Source organism: Streptomyces sp. SID486, from assembly GCF_009865385.1.
Lineage (GTDB): Bacteria > Actinomycetota > Actinomycetes > Streptomycetales > Streptomycetaceae > Streptomyces.
Genome location: NZ_WWJT01000387.1, coordinates 1 through 20439, shown reverse-complemented (window position 1 = coordinate 20439; position 20439 = coordinate 1). Strand labels below are relative to the sequence as shown.

At 71.7% G+C, this 20439-nt stretch carries 15 protein-coding genes and 2 rRNA genes; 7 read left to right on the top strand and 10 right to left on the bottom strand.

Going from position 1 to position 20439, the window contains the following annotated elements; all coding sequences use genetic code 11:
* Positions 1–97: 97 nt before the first annotated feature.
* Positions 98–2908 (bottom strand): preprotein translocase subunit SecA, encoded by a 2811-nt coding sequence (gene secA, locus GT045_RS18190; protein WP_161334809.1) that lies wholly within the window; start codon positions 2906–2908, stop codon positions 98–100.
* 254 nt (positions 2909–3162) lie between these two features.
* Between secA and GT045_RS18185 the strand changes: the two genes are divergently transcribed.
* Both GT045_RS18185 and GT045_RS18180 read left to right on the top strand, forming a co-directional pair.
* Positions 3163–3729 carry a GNAT family N-acetyltransferase gene (locus GT045_RS18185; protein WP_161291578.1) on the top strand — a complete coding sequence of 189 codons (567 nt, stop codon included), beginning with the start codon at positions 3163–3165 and terminating at the stop codon, positions 3727–3729.
* Positions 3730–3817: 88 nt separating this feature from the next.
* A complete protein-coding gene (locus GT045_RS18180; protein ID WP_161291576.1) occupies positions 3818–4993 on the top strand; it encodes a crosslink repair DNA glycosylase YcaQ family protein in 1176 nt (391 codons plus the stop codon).
* Positions 4994–5006: 13 nt separating this feature from the next.
* On the opposite strand, the gene GT045_RS18175 is transcribed toward GT045_RS18180, so the two are convergent.
* The 7 genes from GT045_RS18175 to mtnA form a co-directional block, all read right to left on the bottom strand.
* On the bottom strand, positions 5007–5753 hold the full coding sequence (locus tag GT045_RS18175) for a response regulator transcription factor (RefSeq protein ID WP_161291574.1): 747 nt from the start codon (positions 5751–5753) through the stop codon (positions 5007–5009).
* 203 nt (positions 5754–5956) lie between these two features.
* Positions 5957–6649, bottom strand: coding sequence for a ribosome-associated translation inhibitor RaiA (gene raiA / locus GT045_RS18170; protein WP_161291572.1), 693 nt, complete (start codon positions 6647–6649; stop codon positions 5957–5959).
* Positions 6650–6960: 311 nt separating this feature from the next.
* Complete coding sequence (locus GT045_RS18165; protein WP_161334808.1) at positions 6961–7815, bottom strand: ComF family protein; 855 nt, start codon at positions 7813–7815, stop codon at positions 6961–6963.
* Between the two features lie 179 nt (positions 7816–7994).
* Positions 7995–9827 (bottom strand): LpqB family beta-propeller domain-containing protein, encoded by a 1833-nt coding sequence (locus GT045_RS18160; RefSeq protein ID WP_345942680.1) that lies wholly within the window; start codon positions 9825–9827, stop codon positions 7995–7997.
* A complete protein-coding gene (gene mtrB, locus GT045_RS18155; RefSeq protein WP_202528391.1) occupies positions 9817–11979 on the bottom strand; it encodes an MtrAB system histidine kinase MtrB in 2163 nt (720 codons plus the stop codon). Before mtrB ends, GT045_RS18160 begins: the two co-directional genes overlap by 11 nt.
* A gap of 1 nt (position 11980) precedes the next feature.
* Entirely contained in the window at positions 11981–12670 is a 690-nt protein-coding gene (gene mtrA, locus GT045_RS18150) for a two-component system response regulator MtrA (RefSeq protein WP_199210776.1), read from the bottom strand.
* A 302-nt stretch (positions 12671–12972) separates the two neighbouring features.
* A complete protein-coding gene (gene mtnA / locus GT045_RS18145) occupies positions 12973–14115 on the bottom strand; it encodes an S-methyl-5-thioribose-1-phosphate isomerase (protein ID WP_161334807.1) in 1143 nt (380 codons plus the stop codon).
* Between the two features lie 140 nt (positions 14116–14255).
* Between mtnA and GT045_RS18140 the strand changes: the two genes are divergently transcribed.
* From GT045_RS18140 to GT045_RS18120, 5 genes are all read left to right on the top strand, one after another.
* Complete coding sequence (locus tag GT045_RS18140) at positions 14256–15596, top strand: glycerophosphoryl diester phosphodiesterase membrane domain-containing protein (protein WP_161334806.1); 1341 nt, start codon at positions 14256–14258, stop codon at positions 15594–15596.
* An 82-nt stretch (positions 15597–15678) separates the two neighbouring features.
* Entirely contained in the window at positions 15679–16377 is a 699-nt protein-coding gene (locus tag GT045_RS18135) for a DUF4129 domain-containing protein (protein ID WP_202528401.1), read from the top strand.
* 11 nt (positions 16378–16388) lie between these two features.
* Positions 16389–17570: a DUF4350 domain-containing protein gene (locus GT045_RS18130; protein WP_202528389.1), complete on the top strand. Its 1182-nt coding sequence runs from the start codon at positions 16389–16391 to the stop codon at positions 17568–17570.
* Complete coding sequence (locus tag GT045_RS18125) at positions 17567–18559, top strand: MoxR family ATPase (protein ID WP_161291637.1); 993 nt, start codon at positions 17567–17569, stop codon at positions 18557–18559. The genes GT045_RS18130 and GT045_RS18125 overlap by 4 nt, the downstream gene beginning before the upstream one ends.
* Complete coding sequence (locus tag GT045_RS18120) at positions 18559–19869, top strand: DUF58 domain-containing protein (RefSeq protein ID WP_161291635.1); 1311 nt, start codon at positions 18559–18561, stop codon at positions 19867–19869. The genes GT045_RS18125 and GT045_RS18120 overlap by 1 nt, the downstream gene beginning before the upstream one ends.
* Positions 19870–19981: 112 nt before the next feature.
* On the opposite strand, the gene rrf is transcribed toward GT045_RS18120, so the two are convergent.
* Positions 19982–20098, bottom strand: a 5S ribosomal RNA gene (gene rrf, locus GT045_RS18115).
* Positions 20099–20184: 86 nt separating this feature from the next.
* Positions 20185–20439 (bottom strand): 23S ribosomal RNA (locus tag GT045_RS18110); the annotation flags it as partial.

Sequence of the window (20439 nt, the reverse complement as noted above, 5' to 3'; positions counted from 1 at the left end):
GCCGGGCCCGCGCGCGGAGCCCCCCGCCGGGCGACGCGCAGGGCCGGGCCCCCGGAAAGGGGACCCGGCCCTGCGTACGACCCGCTGCGGCGCCTGCCTACTTCTTGCGGCGCCGGCCGCCCTTCGCCTGCCGACGCCGCTCGGCCCGCGTCAGGCCGTCCGACTCGGACCGCACCGGCTCGTCGTCCTCCAGGTCCCGCTCGACGATGCCGCCCTCGCCGTCCACCGTCGGCGCGGAGAAGTGCAGGTCCCGGCGCTGCGGGACGTCCAGCCCCTTGGCGCGGATCTCCGGACGCGCACCCGCCTGCGTGGGCACCGTGTCCTGGACGCCCTCGCCGGCCGGCGCGGCCTCCTCCACCGGGACCTCCTCGACCTGCTGCTCGACCTGGACCTCCAGGTTGAACAGGTAGCCGACGGACTCCTCCTTGATGCCGTCCATCATCGCGGTGAACATGTCGAAGCCCTCGCGCTGGTACTCCACCAGCGGGTCCTTCTGCGCCATCGCGCGCAGGCCGATGCCCTCCTGGAGGTAGTCCATCTCGTAAAGGTGCTCGCGCCACTTGCGGTCCAGGACCGACAGCACGACCCGGCGCTCCAGCTCACGCATGATCTCGGAGCCGAGCTGCGCCTCGCGGGCCTCGTACTGCTGGTGGATGTCCTCCTTGATGGACTCCGAGATGAACTCGGCGGTCAGACCGGCCCGGTCGCCGGCCGCGTCCTCCAGCTCCTCGACGGTGACCTTCACCGGGTAGAGCTGCTTGAAGGCGCCCCACAGCCGGTCCAGGTCCCAGTCCTCGGGGAAACCCTCGGAGGTCTCGGCCTGGATGTACGCGTCGATCGTGTCGTCCATGAAGTGCTGCACCTGCTCGTGCAGGTCCTCGCCCTCCAGGACGCGGCGGCGCTCACCGTAGATGACCTCGCGCTGCCGGTTGAGCACCTCGTCGTACTTCAGGACGTTCTTGCGGGTCTCGAAGTTCTGCGTCTCCACCTGGCCCTGCGCGGACGCGATCGCGCGCGTGACCATCTTGTTCTCGATCGGCACGTCGTCCGGCACGTTGGCCATGGACATCACGCGCTCGACCATCTGGGCCTTGAACAGCCGCATCAGGTCGTCGCCGAGGGAGAGGTAGAAGCGGGACTCGCCCGGGTCGCCCTGACGGCCGGAACGGCCGCGCAGCTGGTTGTCGATACGCCGCGACTCGTGCCGCTCGGTGCCGAGGACGTAGAGGCCGCCGAGCTCCTTGACCTCCTCGAACTCGGCCTTGACCGCCTGCTCGGCCTTCTCCAGCGCGGCGGGCAGGGCCGCGGCCCACTCCTCGATGTGCTCCTCGGGGTCGAGGCCACGCTGGCGCAGCTCCGCCTCGGCGAGGTCGTCGGGGTTGCCGCCGAGCTTGATGTCCGTACCACGGCCGGCCATGTTGGTGGCCACGGTCACCGCGCCCTTGCGGCCGGCCTGCGCGACGATCGACGCCTCACGCTCGTGGTGCTTGGCGTTCAGCACCTCGTGCTGGATGCCGCGCTTGCTGAGCTGCTGCGAGAGGTACTCCGACTTCTCGACGGAGGTCGTGCCGACGAGGATCGGCTGGCCCTTCTCGTGCTTCTCGGCGATGTCGTCGACGACCGCCTCGAACTTGGCCACCTCGGTGCGGTAGATCAGGTCCGACTGGTCGGCGCGGACCATCGGCCTGTTGGTCGGGATCGGGACCACGCCGAGCTTGTAGATCTGGTGGAACTCGGCGGCCTCGGTCATCGCCGTACCGGTCATGCCGGAGAGCTTGTTGTAGAGGCGGAAGAAGTTCTGCAGGGTGATCGTGGCGAGCGTCTGGTTCTCGTCCTTGATGTCCACCCCTTCCTTCGCCTCGATCGCCTGGTGCATGCCCTCGTTGTAGCGGCGGCCGGCGAGGATACGGCCGGTGTGCTCGTCGACGATCATGACCTCGCCGTCGATGACGACGTAGTCCTTGTCGCGCTTGAACAGCTCCTTGGCCTTGATCGCGTTGTTCAGGTAGCCCACGAGGGGGGTGTTCACCGACTCGTAGAGGTTGTCGATGCCCAGCCAGTCCTCGACCTTGGCCACGCCGGACTCGTGGATGGCGACCGTGCGCTTCTTCTCGTCGACGTCGTAGTCGCCGGTCTCCTCGATGCCCTTGAGCGGGTTGCCGGCCTCGCCGCGCTTGAGACGCGTGACCAGCTTGGCGAAGTCGCCGTACCACTTGGTGGCCTGGTCGGCCGGACCGGAGATGATCAGCGGCGTACGGGCCTCGTCGATGAGGATGGAGTCGACCTCGTCGACGATGGCGAAGTTGTGGCCGCGCTGCACCAGCTCGTCCTTCGACCACGCCATGTTGTCGCGCAGGTAGTCGAAGCCGAACTCGTTGTTCGTGCCGTAGGTGATGTCGCACGCGTACTGCTCGCGGCGCTGGGCCGGGGTCATGCTGGCGAGGATGCAGCCGACCTCGAGGCCCAGGAACTTGTGGACGCGGCCCATCATCTCGGAGTCGCGCTCGGCCAGGTAGTCGTTGACCGTGACGATGTGGACGCCGTCACCGGACAGGGCGTTCAGGTACGCGGGCAGGGTGCCGACGAGGGTCTTGCCCTCACCGGTCTTCATCTCGGCCACGTAGCCGAGGTGGAGCGCGGCGCCGCCCATCATCTGCACGTCGTAGTGGCGCTGTCCGAGGACGCGCTTGGCGGCCTCGCGCACGGTGGCGAAGGCCTCGGGGAGCAGGTCGTCCAGACTCTCACCGTCGGCGTACCGCTGCTTGTACTCATCGGTGAGGGCCCGCAGCTCGGCGTCGGAGAGGTCGACGAAGTCCTCTTCGATGGAGTTGACCTGGTCCGCGATGCGGTGCAGCTTGCGCAGGATCTTGCCTTCGCCTGCACGCATGATCTTCGAGAGGACGGACACGGGGGCTGGTCTCCTTGCCGGTCGGGCCTGGGACGGTCGGTTTTCCATGTGACGTACTGAGCAACGGCCATCGTATGCGAGGACCCGGCCGTGTCGGGAGGGCCTGGCGGCCCGACGGCCGCTTCACCCGGGTCAACGGGCGGGGAAGCCGGATGGTGCCGCTTCGGCGCGAGGAATTGAGCGAAATGTGATCACCCGCTCACGCATCGCGAAAACACATGACTCCGCACCGGCGGTCCGAGCAGAATCGGGCGATGGAACCCGTCACGCTCACCACGGACCGTCTCCTGCTGCGCCCGGTCGGCCCCGGCGACACCGACGCGGTGTACCAGGCCGCGCAGGACCCCGACATCCAGCGCTGGACGACGATCCCGTCGCCCTACCTGCCCGAGCACGCGGTCGGCTTCACCGGGCAGCAGGCCCCCGAGGGATGGTCACAGGGGTCGATGTTCACCTTCGGCGTCTTCACGGGCGGGGTGCTGGTCGGCATGCTCGCCCTCATGATGCGCTCGCTGGGCACCGCGGAGGTCGGCTTCTGGACCGCCAAGGAGCACCGCGGTCACGGGTACGTCGTGGAGGCCACGCTCACCGCCTGCCGGTGGATCTTCACCGAGGTCGGTGTCGACCGGGTGGAGTGGCGGGCCGAGGTCGGCAACCACGCCTCCCGCGCGGTGGCCGAACGCGCGGGCTTCACCGTCGAGGGCACCCTGCGTTCCGGGCTCAACAACAAGGGGGTGCGCCGCGACTGCTGGATCGGCTCCCTGCTCCCCTCGGACCTGGGTCTGCCCTCCACCGCCCCGTATCTGCCCGCGCGCACCTGAGCCCGCCGGACCGCCGGCGCCCGGTCCGCGCCACCGCGGACGCGCAGCCCGTCGCGGGCTGTCAGTGCCACCCTCTATCGTCCGACGCATGACGACCCTGCCGCGCCCCGCCACCAACCTCACCGCGGACGACGCCCGCCGGATCGTGCTGCGGGCCCAGGGCCTGCTCGGCGCGCCCGACCGGCGCGCGGGCGTCCGGGGAGTGCTGCGCCACCTCGGCGCCGTCCAGCTCGACACGATCTCGGTCCTCGCCCGCTCCCACGAGCTGGTGCCGTACGCCAGGCTCGGCGCGGTCGGCCGCCGGGCCGTGCAGGAGGCGTACTGGACGGACACGCACGCCTTCGAGTACTGGTCGCACGCGGCCTGCATCCTGCCCATCGAGGAGTGGCCGCACTTCGCGTTCCGCCGCCGCGCCTACCGCGACCGCCCGCACTGGCACCACGAACTCCCCGAGGGCGTCTACGAGCAGGTCGTCAAGCAGCTGCGCACCGAAGGGCCGCTGACCGCCACGGAGCTGGGCGGTGCGAAGAAGACGAGCGACTGGTGGGACTGGTCGGGCACCAAGGTCGCCGTGGAGCGGGCGCTGATGTACGGCGAGGTGGTGTGCGTGGAGCGGCGCGGGTGGAAGCGGGTGTACGACCTCGCCGAGCGCGCCGTCCCCGCCGCACTGCTGCACGACGACCTGGACGACGCCGAGTGCCTGCGCCGTCTGGTCCGGCTGGCGGGTGAGTCGCTCGGCGTCGGCACGCGCGCGGACATCGCCGACTACCACCGCCTCAAGGCCGAGCAGGTCGACGCGGTGATCGCCGACTCGGGCCTGGTGCCGGTCGAGGTCGAGGGCTGGTCCAAGCCGGCCTGGGCCGACCCGGTCGCGCTGGCGACGCCGCCGCGCGGCCGGCACCGCACCACCCTGCTGTCCCCGTTCGACTCCCTGATCTGGGAGCGGGCGCGCACGGAGCGGATCTTCGGCTTCACCCACCGGCTGGAGGCGTACGTCCCCAAGCCCAAGCGGGTCCACGGCTACTTCGCGATGCCGGTGCTCGCCGGCGGCCGGCTGGTCGGCCGTGTCGACCCGGCCCGCGAGGGCCGCACGCTGGTGGCCAGGCAGGTCACCCTGGACGGCCCCAAGGCGGTCCCGGCGGTCGCGCAGGCCTTGGTGGAGGCGGCGACCTGGGTGGACTGCACGAACGTCCGCGTCGAGCGCACGGACGCACCCGAGCTGCGCGAACCCCTCGCCAGGGAACTCGCCGTCCTCCTCGGATAGGCCGCGGCAGGCGCTAGCGGATCTCCAGGATCTTCTCCCGCATCGCGTAGACCACGGCTTCCATCCGGGAGTGCAGCTGCAGTTTCTCCAGGATGTTGCGGACGTGGTTCTTCACGGTGTTCTCGGAGATGAACAGCTCCTTGGCGATGTCCCGGTTGTTCATGCCCGTGGCGACGAGCTTGAGGACCTCCAGCTCCCGGTCGGTCAGCCGGGGCGCGGGCACGAGCCGGCGCTCGTCGGTGCGCTGGATCATCGACTTGAACTCGGTGAGGAGTTTCGACGCCATCGACGGGCTGATCTGCGACTGCCCGTCGGCCACCGCACGGATGGCGGTGGCCACCTCGTCGGTCGAGATCTCCTTGAGGAGGTATCCGGTCGCGCCCGCCTTGATCGCGTCGTAGAGGTCGGCCTCCTCGTCGCTTATCGTCAGCATGATGATCTTCGCGCTGGGCGCGACCTCCTTGATGGAGGTGCATGCCTCGATCCCGCCGCGCTTGGGCATGCGGACGTCCATCAGCACGATGTCGGGCAGCAGGTCGGCGGCCTTGTCGACGGCCTCGGCGCCGTCCCCCGCCTCGCCGACGACCTGGATGTCCTCCTCGGCCTTCAGCACGATCTCCAGGCCGCGCCGGAAGAGGGCGTGGTCGTCCACCACCAGGACTCTGATCGGCTCCACGCGGGACGTGCCCGCGTCCGGGCCCCTGCCGATGACATCGTCGTCGGCGCCCCTGTCCCGCATCGGTCCGAAGGTGTCCGCCATCGTTCCTCCCCCTGAAGGCTGTGGCCTGTGGTCCTGTGCCATCGCCAACCCAAGGCAGCGGCCCACCGGTTGGGCCGGTGCGGCCATGATTCCATGCCTGGGCGGCACCGAGGTGCCGCGCGGGGCGCGAAGTGGTCGCACACCGGTGCCCCTGGGGGCGCACGCGCGCTCCAGGGGCACCGGCTCAGCTTCGGCCGGGCGGGTCAGCCGCCCAGCGTGCCGCCCGCCGTGGCGGCCTGCGCGTCAGTGACCATCGGGTCCGTGCTGAGGTGGATCACGCCGTAGTCGTAGGCGTGCCGCCGGTAGACGACGCTCGGTTCCTTCGTCTCGGAGTCGACGAACAAGTAGAAGTCGTGGCCGACCAGTTCCATCTCGTAGAGGGCCTGGTCGAGGCTCATCGGGGAGGCGACGTGGGTCTTCTCGCGGACGACGAGGGGCCCTTCGCCCTTGACCTCCAGCGAGCCGATCTTCTTGGTCGGCACTCCGTCCGTGTCCTCGTCGTGGACGGGAACGCCGTTGCCGTCCAGTGTCGCCGCGTCCGGGACGTGGTCGGCGACCTCCGCCGCCGGGATCCGACGCGCGCCTCGGCGCGAGAACCGCTTGTCGTGCTGCTTGCGCAGCCGGGCGTCCAGCTTTTCCGCTGCCATGTCGAGTGCGGCGTACGGGTCACTGGCCGCTGCCTCCGCCCGGATCACCGGACCGCGGGAGCGGAGCGTGATCTCCACTCGGTCACAGCGGTCGGCCTGTCGCGGGTTCGGCTCCTTGGACACCTCGACGTCGAGGCTGATCACCTTGGCATCGAGCCTCTGGATCTTCTCCAGCTTCAGCTTCTCGGCCACGTGCTTGCGGAACCGCTCGGGCACCTCGGTCTTGCGGCCCTTGACGACGATGTCCACGCAGAACTCCGTTCCCGGATCGCTCCGCTGCGTCGGCGGAGCGTCTCCCTTTCGCACCAGGTCCGGTGATCACCGGACCTCGGACTCGGTGACTTCCACCTCCTCCTCCCCCATGGGCGAGATCTCCACCCCACCGGTGCGGGTGATTGCACAAACCCGCAGCACGGCATTCGGATATACGAGGTGTGGCCTGCGCCTTTCCTCACAACCGAACATATCTCGCCCGGACGGATGTCGTCACCCTCTACTGCGGCGTACCTCCGTTCAGGTGAATTGCCCCTCTCACCACCAGCAACGATGCCGGTCGGCGATCAGTTCCTGTTCATTTCGAAAGAATCGCGAGGAGCGGCGATCACGGCGGCATGAAGCATCCGTCCGAGAGCGTTCGGCGCCCCCTTTTCCGGTGCATCATGCATCCACTCCCTCTCCTGCGGCCGTACGCCGATCAGTCGTTCTCCCCTACCTTCCCGCGTTATGGCCCGGTACACGACCGTTCTGTCCGCGGGACGCGATACCGCCGCTTCCCGCAGTGCCCGCGCCGCCTCCGCGAGAGTGGCCCCCGTCGTCATGAGGTCGTCGACCAGCACCGCCCGGCCCGCGCCGAGCAGCCGGCCGCCTGCCGCGGTCACCTCCAGCGCCCCGCCGAGGTTCGCCAGGCGCCGCCGCGCGTCCAGCCCCGCCTGGTCCGCCACGGCCCTGCGCTGACGCAGCACGGACGCCACCCTGGCCGGCGTCCCGGTGCGCCGCAGTTCCCCGGCCGCCGCGAGCGCCATCCGCCGCACCGGGTCGTGCCCACGCGCCCGCACGGCCCACCGGGCGGAGGGCACCGGAACCAGCAGCACGGATCCGGGTCCGGTCCCAGGTCCGGCATCCGCGCCAAGGCCCGCCCGCACGGCCCCCGCCAGCGCCGTGCCCAGTGGTCCTGCCAGCGCCAGCGCGCCCCGCTCCTTGTGCGCGAGCAGCAGCTCACGCACCTCCGCCGCGTACGGAGCCACGGCGTGCACCACCGGCAGCCCGGCCGGCTCCGGCTCCGGCCGCGCCCGCCGTGGCCGGCGCCCGTCCAGCATCCCCCGGCATCGCGGACAGAGCGCCGTACGCGGTGCGCCGCAGCCCGCGCAGTCGGCCGGAAGCACCAGGTCGGTGAGGTCCTGCCACCACCCCCGCATGACCACCACTGTGCCCGTGCGTCCGCCGGCCGGCCACCCCTGTGGACAACGGCCTGTGGACAACGGCCTGGGGGCAACGGCCTGTGGACAGCAGCCTGAGCGGCCTGGGGACAACGGGCTGTGGGAGAAACCCGATGCATCTCCCTTGCCGAAGGACCCACCGGCCCCCGCACGCGCCGTCAGCCCGGATAGACCGGCGCCGTCCCGTCCTTGTCGACCTTCTGCCACTGCGCGCCGGACGGCAGGCGGACGATCCCGTCCTCCGAGTAGGCCACCAGCGGTACCCGCTCGTCCTCGGACGCGGCGATCGCCTTGACGCTCGTCAGCGCGCCCGGTGCCGGGCCGTCCAGCGTGGACCCGTCGACCTGGACGTACCGCATCTGCTGCACGCCCCCCTGCTCTTGGCCGCCGACGAGCAGCCTGCTGTCCCCCGCCCAGGAGATGGCGCTGACCTTCTCCAGGTCCGGTGTCGCCGACCGCAGGCCGTCCACTGAGATGCCCTGCCCGGTCCCGTCGTCGCGCTGGATCCTGCCGATGAACAGCGACTGCTTGCCGTCCTTCTCCACGACCAGCGCGATCCGCGCCCCGTCGGCGGCCACGCGCGCGTCCTTGATCTGGCCGGACAGGTCCGGGACGGCGACCTGCTCCGGTTTCGCGACCCCCTGCTCCAGCACGAACAGGCGGGTCCGGCGCGGGTCGCTGTCGGCCACCCACAGGTCGCCGCGGGCGTCCCAGCTCGGCGTGGTCAGCCGGTCGGCGGTGGTCGCACCAGTGCTGGTCACCAGCGCCTGGCCGTAGGAGCCACCCGACGCCAGCGAGGTCACGTACAGCGACCTGCCCTCGTCACCGACCCCGGCCGCGGTGTGCTCGTCCCGCGACACCGCCACCGACCGCAGCCCCTTGCCGCCCTCACCCAGCGGACCGGGCACCGGTACGGAGGCGGTGCCCGTGCTCGTCGTCGGCATCCGCACCACCCGGCGCTTGCCGTCGATGAAGTACACGTACTCGGGCCGCTTGGACGACCCGTGCCAGGCCTCGGACTCGGCACGCTCGTCGGTCAGTTCGCACAGCCGGTCGTCGCCCGTGCCCAGCAGTTCGACGGACTCCAGCGTCGGCGCGAGGTTCCGCAGGGTGAACAGCATCTGCGTCGCCATCTCGGTGCACTTGCCCGCCGCGACCCGGGACGCCTTGAGGTTCAAGGGGACGGTCAGCCTGTTCTGGTCGTCCGGAGCCAGCCCGGACACACCCTTCCGCAGCGCCGTACCGGTCGGGAAACTGGACCTGACCACCGGCCCGAGCCAGGCGGTGGGTCCCTTCAGCAGCGAACGGACCATCTCGGTCATCGCGTCCACCTTGCCGCGCACGAACACCGGGTCGGCGACCGCCACCGGCTGCCCGCCGGCGCCTACGGCCGTGTCGGAGGCGAAGTAGTACTTGTCGACCGGCGTGTAGTTCCGCTGGAAGTCCGACTTGCCCATCACGACGCCGTCGGGCAGTCCGTCGATGCGCCACTGCCCGCTCTTGCGGTCCTTCGTCAGGTGCAGCTTCTCCCGGTAGGAGCCGCCCGCGGGCTGGTACGCCTGCTGGGCGTCGACCGTGGCGACCCGGCTGCCGGCCAGCACACAAGTGACGCTGTTCGTCTCCTCCCGGCCGCCCGGTCCGCAGTCCGTCTCGATGCTCGGCCCGTTCGCGAGGACCGTGGTCGACCGCTCCGGCCGCCAGGCGTGCGCCACGTCCGTCGTCAGGTACTTGCGGGCCGTGTCGTACTGCGGGTCGTCGCTGGTCAGCGCCTCGAGGAAGCCCTGCATGATCTCCCCGGGGCCGGCGCCGTCGGCCGGCGGCATGGCGAACACCCTCACCCCGGTGTCCTGCCGCGGCGTGGACTCCACATCCCGCAGGTCCCCGCTGTCGGGCATCGAGGCGCAACCGGCCAGCAGTACGACACCCAGAGCGGCGTACGCCACCGCGCGCCCCGGCCGCCGCCGTGCGCCCCCCGTGCGGTCAGCGGCCACGAAATGCCTCCCCAGGCTCGGTCGAGTCCTCCGGCGTGCCGGCTCCCGGCCGGTCCTGGTGCGTCGGCGGCGCCGGCCGCACGGCCGACCCGTCAACCGGACGCGACCCGTCACCCGGACGCGGGCCGTCACCCGAACGCGCCCCATCGCCCGGACGCGGTGCGCCACCGGCCGGGCGGGACACCACGCGCGCGCCGTTGCCGTTGCCGGGCAGCGCGGTCGGATCGGTGGCGGGGGTCGCCCCGGACAGCCGCGGCGCGATATGTGCCCGCGGCGGCAGCGCGGACGCGGAGGTGCCGGTGTGCTGCACCGGAACGGTCGCCCGCTTCTCCTCGTCCCCGCCCGGCAGCCCGGCGTCGTCCAGGCCGCGGTTGCGGCGCGAGTCCTTGGGCTCCAGCGGTATGGGCGAGCCCCGCAGCGGCTCGTCCGCGGTCCTGGGCAGTGTCAGCCGGAACTGCGAACCGCCGCCCGGCTCTCCCCACGCCTGCAGCCAGCCGCCGTGCAGCCGGGCGTCCTCCAGGGCGATCGACAGCCCGAGGCCCGTACCTCCGGTGGTACGCGCGCGTGCCGGGTCGGCCCGCCAGAAGCGGCTGAAGACCCGGGTGGCCTCCCCGGGCTTCAGGCCGACGCCGTAGTCCCGCACCGCGACGGCCACGGCCCCGCCCGCGGCGGCGAGCTTGACGACGACGTCCTTGCCCTCGCCGTGCTCGACCGCGTTGACGACGAGGTTGCGCAGCACCCGCTCGACGCGGCGGGCGTCCGCCTCGGCGACGACGGGCTGCTGGTCACCGAGCACCCTCAGATGCGTGCCCTTGCGCTCGGCGAGCGGCTCGGCGCCGCTCACCACCCGCCGGACGACCTCCCTGAGGTCTATCGGCTCCGCCTCCAGCGCCGCGGCACCGGCGTCGAACCGGCTGATCTCCAGCAGGTCCGCGAGCAGGGACTCGAACCGGTCCAGCTGGTCGGCGAGCAGTTCGGCCGACCGCGCGGTCACCGGGTCGAAGTCCTCGCGGGCCTCGTGGATGACGTCGGCGGCCATCCGGACGGTGGTCAGCGGGGTGCGCAGCTCGTGCGAGACGTCGGAGACGAACCGCCGCTGCATCCGCGACAGATCCTCCATCTGCTGGATCTTCACCTGGAGGTTCTGCGCCATCTTGTTGAAGGCCTCACCCAGGCGCGCGATGTCGTCCTCGCCGGTGACCTTCATCCGCTCCTGCAACCGGCCGGCGGACAGCCGTTCCGCGATCCCGGCCGCCATCCGCACCGGCGTGACGACCTGCCGCACCACCAGCCAGGCGATGGCGCCCAGCAGGACGACGACGAACAGCCCGGCCGTGGCGAGCGTGCCCTTGACCAGGCTCAGGGACTTCTCCTCCTGCGTGAGCGGGAAGAGGTAGTACAACTCGTACGGGCGGCCGTTGGGGTCGTTGACCTGCTTGCCGATGACCAGGCCCGGCTGCGACTCCCTGCCACCGAAGTAACTGATCCGCGTGTTGCTCTGCACGGCCGTTGTACCGCCGTTGACCCGCTCGCGCAGATCGGCGGGCACGCTGGAGGTCGGGTTGACGTTCCCGGAACCGCGGGGACTGCGCCCGCCGCCGCTGTCGTCGCCGACGGGCAGCGTCACCACGTCGAAGGCTCCCGCGCCACCGCTGGCCAGCGACTCCACGAGGTCGCTCATCCACTGGATGACGTTCTGCGACTGCCGTCCGTCCGCGGTCGTCGTGCCGTCCCCGGTGGCGGTCCCGCCGGCGGCACCGGTCCCGGAGGCCGCCTCGTCGGCCCGCTGCTTGGCCACCGCGAACCCGCCCGTGGCCTGGCTCTGCGACGCCTTCACCTTGGCGTCCAGCAGGCCGTTGCGCACCTGCCCGATCACGACGAAGCCCAGCAGGAGAACGACACCCAGCGACATCAGCAAGGTGGTGGCGACGACCCTGAGCTGGATGTTGCGCCGCCACAGCCGCATCACCGGCAGCAGCGGACGACGTATCCAGCGCAGGAACAGCCGCAGGACCGGACTGCCCTGGACCCCGCCCCGCAGCAGCCCGCCCTCGAACAGCCTCCTGAAACGCGCACCCGCGGCCCGGCCGACAGGCCGCCCCGGCCGGGTCCCGGACCCGCCGGGAGCCGAAGCGGCACTGTCCCCGGACATGTCAGCTCGGTCCGGCCTTGTAACCGACACCACGGACGGTCACCACGATCTCCGGCCGCTCCGGGTCCTTCTCGACCTTGGAGCGCAGCCGCTGGACGTGCACGTTGACCAGGCGCGTGTCGGCAGCGTGCCGGTAGCCCCACACCTGCTCCAGCAGCACCTCACGCGTGAACACCTGCCACGGCTTGCGCGCGAGCGCGACCAGCAGGTCGAACTCCAGCGGCGTCAGCGCGATGGACTGCCCCTCCCGCTTCACCGAGTGACCGGCGACATCGATGACCAGGTCACCGATGGTGAGCTGCTCCGGCGCCGGTTCCTCAGACCTGCGCAGCCGCGCCCGGATCCGGGCCACCAGCTCCTTCGGCTTGAACGGCTTGACGATGTAGTCGTCGGCACCCGACTCCAGGCCCACGACGACATCGACGGTGTCGCTCTTGGCCGTGAGCATCACGATCGGCACACCGGACTCCGCCCGGATCAGCCGGCACACCTCGATGCCGTCCCGCCCGGGCAGCATCAGGTCGAGCAGCACCAGGTCGGGCTTGCTCTCACGGAAAGCGGCCAGCGCCTTGTCGCCGTCGGCTACGAAAGACGGCTCAAAACCTTCACCACGCAGCACGATGCCGAGCATCTCGGCCAGTGCGGTGTCGTCGTCGACGACAAGGACTCGTCCCTTCATAAACGACATCATCCCATTCTCGTAACGACGACAGAGGTGCAGGTGAGCAGGCTCACTGGCCCGTGACGATAGTCGTACGGAGCCGTCACTGTCTGCCCCTGTCCGCCCACGAGGATGTCAGTGGACGCCGTACCGACCACCGGCGGGGCGCGGCCGGGCCGCCGCGCCGTACCGCCCGGCGGCCGCCAAGGTCCCCGGCGGCCCCTCCCCGAGCCTGGCCCACGGGAAAGGAAAGCTTCCCGTGGGCCAGTTCGAGGATCACCAAGCCGGCCGGGCCGGGCCCGGCACCGGCCGGCCGAGCCGGCACCGCCCCGTCAGGTGGTCGTCACCTGGCGCGTACCGGCACACAGCTGCGCGAGAGCCCCGGCCGTCACGGGGGAAACCGCTCCCTCCTCCGTGACGATGGCCGTCACCAGCTCCGGCGGCGTCACGTCGAACGCCGGGTTGTACGCCTGCGTCCCCAGCGGAGCCACCGGAACCCCGCCGCCGGGCCCCGCGGCCTGCCCCTGCGCCGCCATCAGCTCGGTCACCTCGTAGCCGGGGCGCTGCTCCACCTCGATGGACGCCCCGTCGGGGGTGTCCGGGTCGACCGTGGTCACCGGTGCCACGACGATGAAGGGCACATGGTGGTACCGGGCGAGCACGGCGAGCGGATAGCTCCCCACCTTGTTGGCCACCGACCCGTCCGCCGCGATCCGGTCCGCCCCGACCAGCACCGCGTCGACCTCACCCGCCGCGAACAGCGAACCCGCCGCGTTGTCGGTGAGCAGCGTGTACGCCATGCCGGTACGGGCCGCCTCGTACGCCGTCAGGCGGGCTCCCTGCAGCAGCGGACGCGTCTCATCCACCCACAGCCGCCGCAGCCGCCCCTCCCGGTGCGCGGCGAGGGCCACCGCGAACGCCGTGCCCTCTCCGCCCGAGACCAGCGACCCGGAGTTGCAGTGGGTCAGGATCCGGTGCCCGCCGCCCGGCAGCAGCTCGTCCAGCAGCGCCAGGCCGTGGGCCGCCATCCGCGTGCTGGCCTCGGCGTCCTCCCGGTGCAGCGCCCGCGCCGCGGCCAGCGCCGCCACCGCGGCGGCGGTCGGGTCACCGGTTCTGACCAGCTCCGCCTGGTGCGCGGCCTCGGCCCGGCGCACCCCGACGGACAGGTTCACCGCGGTGGGCCTGGCCCCTTCGAGCGCCCGCGCCGCCTCGGACACCTCGAAGCCCCGCGCGGCGGCGAGCGCGACGCCGTACGCCCCCGCGATCCCGAGCAGCGGCGCCCCGCGCACGGCGAGCGAGCGGATCGCCTCCACCAGCGCCGACGCGTCCGTGCACACCAACTCGACCTCTTCGGCGGGGAGTCTCGTCTGGTCGAGAAGGACCAGTACGGGACCTTCTGGTGGTTCCTCCCATCGGATCGCCGGTATCTCGGTCGGCCGCTTGTCCTCACCGGTTCGCGCCTGCTGGTCAGCCATGCCGTCAGTCTGCCCCGGATCCGGCGGACAATTGAAGGCATCCGGCCGTCACCGTGGCCAGTCCCCTCATGACCGGCCCATGGCACGATGGCTGCCAACCTGCCGCCGCGACCGCGGACGGGCACCGAGAAGGAGCTTCGATGACAGACACTCCGGGCTGGGCCTCGCCCGGATCCTCCCCGTCGTCCGAGGGGCGGGAACCCGGTGCGTCCGGCCCCGCCGAGCCCGCAGACCACCCCGGCCCCACCGAGCCCGCTCCGCAACCGGGCGCGGACGCGCAGGGTCCAGGCGTGAAGTGGTCCAAGGAGCAGCCGCCACCCGGCCAGTGGCCGGCGCCCACCGGTGCCCCGAGCCCCGGCCAGGCCCCACCACCACCGCCCCCCGGCCCGGGCTGGGGCGGGCCGCACCCCGGCGGCCCCGGCGGTCACGCCGGGCCGCCCGCCGGTCACGGCGGCTACCCGGCCTGGGGCGGCGGCTGGGGCGGCCCGCCTCCCGCCGCCAAGCCCGGCGTCATCCCGCTGCGGCCGCTCGGCGTCGGCGAGATCCTCGACGGCGCCGTCTCCACCATGCGCACCCACTGGCGCTCGGTCCTCGGCATCTCGCTGGTGGTCGCCCTGCTCACCGAGATCAGCCTGGTCCTCCTGCAGGGCTTCGTCCTCGACGACGCCCTCGGCCGGACCTCCCTCGACAGCGAGACCGCCACACCCGACGAGGCGTTCCACGCCCTTCGCGACACCATGATCGGCACCGGCCTCGTCACGGTGATCTCCGCAGCCGCCATCATCGTCACCACCGCCCTGATCACGACCATCACCAGCCGCGCCGTGCTCGGCCGGCCGGTCAGCACCGGCGAAGCGTGGCGCGAGGCCCGTCCGCAGCTGCCGAAACTGTGCGGTCTGCTCGTCCTGCTCGGGCTCATCGTCGTCGGGGTGATCGTCGCCGGGGCACTGCCGGGCCTGCTGATCCTGCTCGGCGGCGGCAGCGACGCCGGCGGGACCGCGCTGTTCGCCCTGGGCATCCTCGCCGGCACCGTCGTCGCGGTGTGGCTGGCCGTCCGCTACTACCTGGCCGCCCCCGCCCTGATGCTGGAACGCCAGGGCATCGGCAAGTCCATGAGCCGCTCGGCCAAGCTGGTCCGCGGCTCCTGGTGGCGCGTCTTCGGCATCCAGCTGCTCGCCGCGCTCATCACCAGCATCGTCTCGGCGGTCGTGACCATCCCCTTCGCCGTCATCGGCGCCGCCATGAGCGGCGACGGCATGGCCGACTTCCTCGCCACCGACGGTGGACACGTCGGCTGGACGTTCCTGATCATCCGGGGGATCGGCTCCGTGGTCGGCACCACGCTGACCCTTCCGATCAGCGCCGGCGTGACCGTGCTCCTCTACATCGACCAGCGCATCCGCCGCGAGGCCCTCGACCTCGAACTGGCCCGCGCCGCCGGCGTCCAGGGCTACGGCACCGGCGCCGCCCCCGGGAGCTGACGGGGTGAGCCTCACGGGGGGAGTTCTCACGGCCGCCGTCCCACCGGGCGCCGCCGCGACGGTCGTACGACGGCTGTCGCACATGACGGGCCGGGCCGTCCTGGCGGCCGGCTCGGGGGACGAACCGCCGGTGACCGTCCCGCGCGATCCCGCGCGGGACGCGGCCCGGCGCGAGCTGTCCAAGCGGATGTACCACGAGAACGATCCCAGCCTGCTCCAGCGCGCCCTGAACGCCTTCTGGGACTGGGTCGACCGGCTGTTCGGCACGGCCGCCTCGGCCACGCCCGGCGGCACGGTCGGCCTGGTCGTCGTGATCCTCTTCGTCGTCGCCGCCCTGGCCGCCCTCTGGTGGCGCCTCGGCACCCCCGACCGCAGGGCCGTCTCCGCCGCGGCCCTCTTCGCCGAGCGTCCCCGCAGCGCCGCCCACCACCGCGCGGCCGGCGAGGCCCACGCGGCCCAGGGCCACTGGAACCAGGCCGTCCAGGAACGCATGCGCGCCATCGTCCGCTCCCTGGAGGAACGCGCCCTGCTCGACACCCGCCCCGGCCGCACCGCCGACGAAGCAGCCGCCGAGGCCGGCCGTGTCCTCCCCGCGCACGCGGACCGACTGCGTGCCGCGGCCCGGGAGTTCGACGACGTCACATACGGCGGGCGGCGGGCCGGCGAGCAGTCGTACCGCCGCCTCACGGAACTCGACCACGACCTGGAACGCACCAGGCCCACCCTCGCCGACAGCACCACCGGCACAGCCCGCAGCACCCGCCAGGGGGCAGCCGAGTGACCACCGGGGCCATGCCCACGCCCACCTCCACCGCGCCCACCGCCCGCCAGGTGTGGACCCGGACGCGAGGCATCACCCTCGCCGTCGTCCTGATCCTGGCCGCGGCCGTCGCCATGGCCGCCGTACGCTCCACCGCCCACCACGGCGAGCTGGACCCGCGCTCCGCCGACCCCTACGGCAGCCGTGCCGTCGCCGCACTCCTCGGCGAGCGGGGCGTCTCCACGCGCGTGGTCACCACGCTCGGCGGGGCACGCGCCGCCACCGGCCCGGACACCACTCTGCTGGTCGCCGAACCCGACCTGCTGACCCATCGTCAGCAGACCCAGCTGCACACGGCGACCGCCGCTTCCGGCGGACGCACCGTCCTGGTCGCGGCCGGCAGCTGGTCCGTCGAACGCCTCGCCCCCGGGGTCACGGCGGACCCCGCCACCAGCGACGACACCACGCTCGCCCCGCACTGCACCCTGCCCGAGGCCCGGCGCGCGGGCACCGCCGCCACCGGCGGCCTCCGCTACACCACCACCCACCTCGACGCCGACCGCTGCTACCCCAGCGAGCGCCTCGCCACCCTTCTGCGCATCCCCGCGGCCTCCGCAGGCGGCGACACCGTAGTGCTCGGCGCGCCCGACATCCTCTACAACGACCGCCTCGACGAGCAGGGCAACGCCTCCCTCGCCCTTCAGCTCCTCGGCTCCCGCCCTCATCTGGTCTGGTACCTCCCCTCGCTCTCGGACGCCTCCGCCGCCGGAACCGGCGAGCAGAAAAGCCTCTTCGACCTGCTCCCCCCGGGATGGCTCTGGGCCACCCTGCAGCTCTTCATCGCGGCGGTCCTCGCCGCCTTCTGGCGGGCACGCCGCTTCGGCCCCCTCGTGGCAGAGGAACTCCCCGTCGCGATCCGCGCCTCCGAAACCACCGAGGGCCGGGCCCGCCTCTACCGCAGGGCCAAGGCCCGCGACCGCGCGGCCGCCGCTCTTCGCGCCGCCACCCGCACCCGCCTCGCCCCCCTCGCCGGCGTCCCCCTCACCCAGGCACACACGCCCGAGGCCCTGCTCCCCGCCCTGTCCACGCGCCTCGCGGGCGACGCACAGGCTCTGCACCCCCTCCTCTTCGGGCCGCCGCCCGGTGACGACGCGGCCCTCATGGCACTGACCGACCAACTCGACGCCCTCGAAAGAGAGGTACGCCGTTCATGACGGACCCGACCACTGACAACGCCGGGCACAGCGGGCAACCGGGTATCGCCCGCGCCTCTCTGGAAGCCCTGCGCGCCGAGATCGCCAAAGCCGTGGTCGGCCAGGACCCCGCCGTGACCGGACTCGTCGTCGCCCTGCTCTGCCGTGGACACGTACTACTGGAAGGAGTCCCCGGAGTCGCCAAAACGTTGCTCGTCCGCGCCCTGGCATCCGCACTGGAACTCGACACCAAGCGTGTGCAGTTCACCCCGGACCTGATGCCGAGCGACATCACCGGCTCCCTCGTCTACGACACCCGCACCGCCGAGTTCTCCTTCCAGCCAGGCCCGGTCTTCACCAACCTCCTCCTCGCGGACGAGATCAACCGCACCCCGCCGAAGACTCAGTCATCGCTTCTGGAAGCCATGGAAGAACGCCAGGTCACGGTCGACGGCACCCCCCGCCCGCTCCCCGAACCGTTCCTGGTCGCCGCGACCCAGAACCCGGTCGAGTACGAGGGCACCTACCCGCTACCCGAAGCCCAACTGGACCGCTTCCTGCTCAAACTGACGATCCCTCTGCCCTCCCGGCAGGACGAGATCGACGTCCTCACCCGGCATGCATCCGGCTTCGACCCGCGCGACCTGCGCGCCGCCGGCGTACGCCCGGTCGCGGGGCCCGCCGACCTGGAAGCGGCCCGCGCCGCGGTCGCCGGCACGACCGTGTCCCCCGAGATCACCGCCTACGTCGTGGACATCTGCCGCGCGACCCGGGAGTCGCCCTCCTTCACCCTGGGCGTCTCCCCGCGCGGAGCCACCGCCCTGCTGGCCACCTCACGCGCATGGGCCTGGCTGACGGGCCGCGACTACGTCATCCCCGACGACGTGAAGGCCCTGGCCCTGCCCACTCTGCGGCACCGGGTCCAACTGCGCCCCGAGGCCGAGATGGAGGGCGTGACCGCCGACGCGGTCCTCAACGCCATCCTCGCCCACGTCCCGGTCCCCCGCTGATGGCGCTCACCGGACGCGCCGCCCTCCTCGCGGCTCTCGGCTCGGTCCCCGTCGGCATCCTGGAACCGGGCTGGACGGGCATCCTCACGGTCAACGGCTCCCTGGCCCTGGCCTGCGCCTGCGACTACGCCCTGGCCGCTCCGGTACGCCGTCTGCTGCTTACCCGCTCCGGCGACACCTCCGTCCGGCTCGGTGACACCGCGGACATCACCCTCACGGTCACCAACCCGTCCCGCCGCCCCCTGCGGGCCCGGCTGCGGGACGCCTGGCCGCCCAGCAGCTGGCAGGCGGGCACCGAGGTCGAGGCGTCCCGGCACCTTCTCTCCGTGCCCCCGGGCGAACGCCGGCGCGTGACGACCCGGCTGCGTCCCACGCGCCGTGGAGACCACCAGGCCGACCGCGTGACCATCCGTTCCTACGGCCCTCTCGGCCTGTTCACCCGTCAGGGCGCACACCGGGTGCCCTGGACGGTGCGCGTCCTGCCCCCGTTCGCCAGCCGCAAGCACCTTCCGTCGAAGCTCGCCCGGCTGCGCGAACTCGACGGCCGCACCAGCATGCTGACGCGCGGTGAGGGAACGGAGTTCGACAGCCTGCGCGAGTACGTTCCCGGGGACGACACCCGCTCGATCGACTGGCGTGCCACGGCCCGCCAGTCCGCCGTCGCCGTCCGCACCTGGCGTCCCGAACGTGACCGGCACATTCTGCTGGTCCTGGACACAGGCCGTACCTCGGCCGGACGGGTCGGCGACGCCCCGCGCCTGGACGCTTCCATGGACGCGGCCCTGCTGCTGGCGGCCCTGGCGTCCCGCGCCGGCGATCGGGTGGCGCTGCTGGCCTACGACCGTCGGGTCCGCGCCCTGGTCCAGGGCCGGTCGGCCGGTGATGTGCTGCCTTCCCTGGTCGACGCGATGGCGGCGCTCGACCCGGAGCTCGTGGAGACGGACGGTCCGGGTCTCACCGCCACCGCTCTGCGCACGGCGCCTCGCCGTTCCCTGATCGTCCTCCTCACGACGCTGGACGCCGCGCCGGTGGAGCAGGGCCTGCTTCCCGTGCTCGCCCAGCTGACTCGACGCCACACGGTCCTGATCGCTTCAGTGGCGGATCCGTACATCGCGCGTATGGCTGAGGCCCGGGGCGATGCGGACGCCGTCTATGAGGCGGCAGCAGCGGCTCAGGCCCAGGACGAGCGTCGCCGCACCGCGGAACAGCTTCGTCGTCATGGGGTGACGGTGGTGGACGAGACCCCGGAGAATCTGGCACCGGCGCTTGCGGACGCCTATCTGGCACTGAAAGCGGCAGGCCGGCTGTGAACAGCTGACCGCCCCTCGATCCGGCCATGTTTCCCGCCGGAGCGTCCGGCGGAAAAGGGCCTGGAACGCAGAAAACCCCCGCATCGAAGATGCGGGGGTTTTCCCAAAATTTGTTCGGCGGCGTCCTACTCTCCCACAGGGTCCCCCCTGCAGTACCATCGGCGCTGTGAGGCTTAGCTTCCGGGTTCGGAATGTAACCGGGCGTTTCCCTCACGCTATGACCACCGAAACACTATGAAACTGAACGCCGCACCACGCTGTGACAACGTGGGGCTGTTCGTGGTTTCAGAACCAACACAGTGGACGCGAGCAACTGAGGACAAGCCCTCGGCCTATTAGTACCGGTCACCTCCACCAGTTACCTGGCTTCCAGATCCGGCCTATCAACCCAGTCGTCTACTGGGAGCCTTACCCTCTCAAGGAGGTGGGAATACTCATCTCGAAGCAGGCTTCCCGCTTAGATGCTTTCAGCGGTTATCCCTCCCGAACGTAGCCAACCAGCCATGCCCTTGGCAGAACAACTGGCACACCAGAGGTTCGTCCGTCCCGGTCCTCTCGTACTAGGGACAG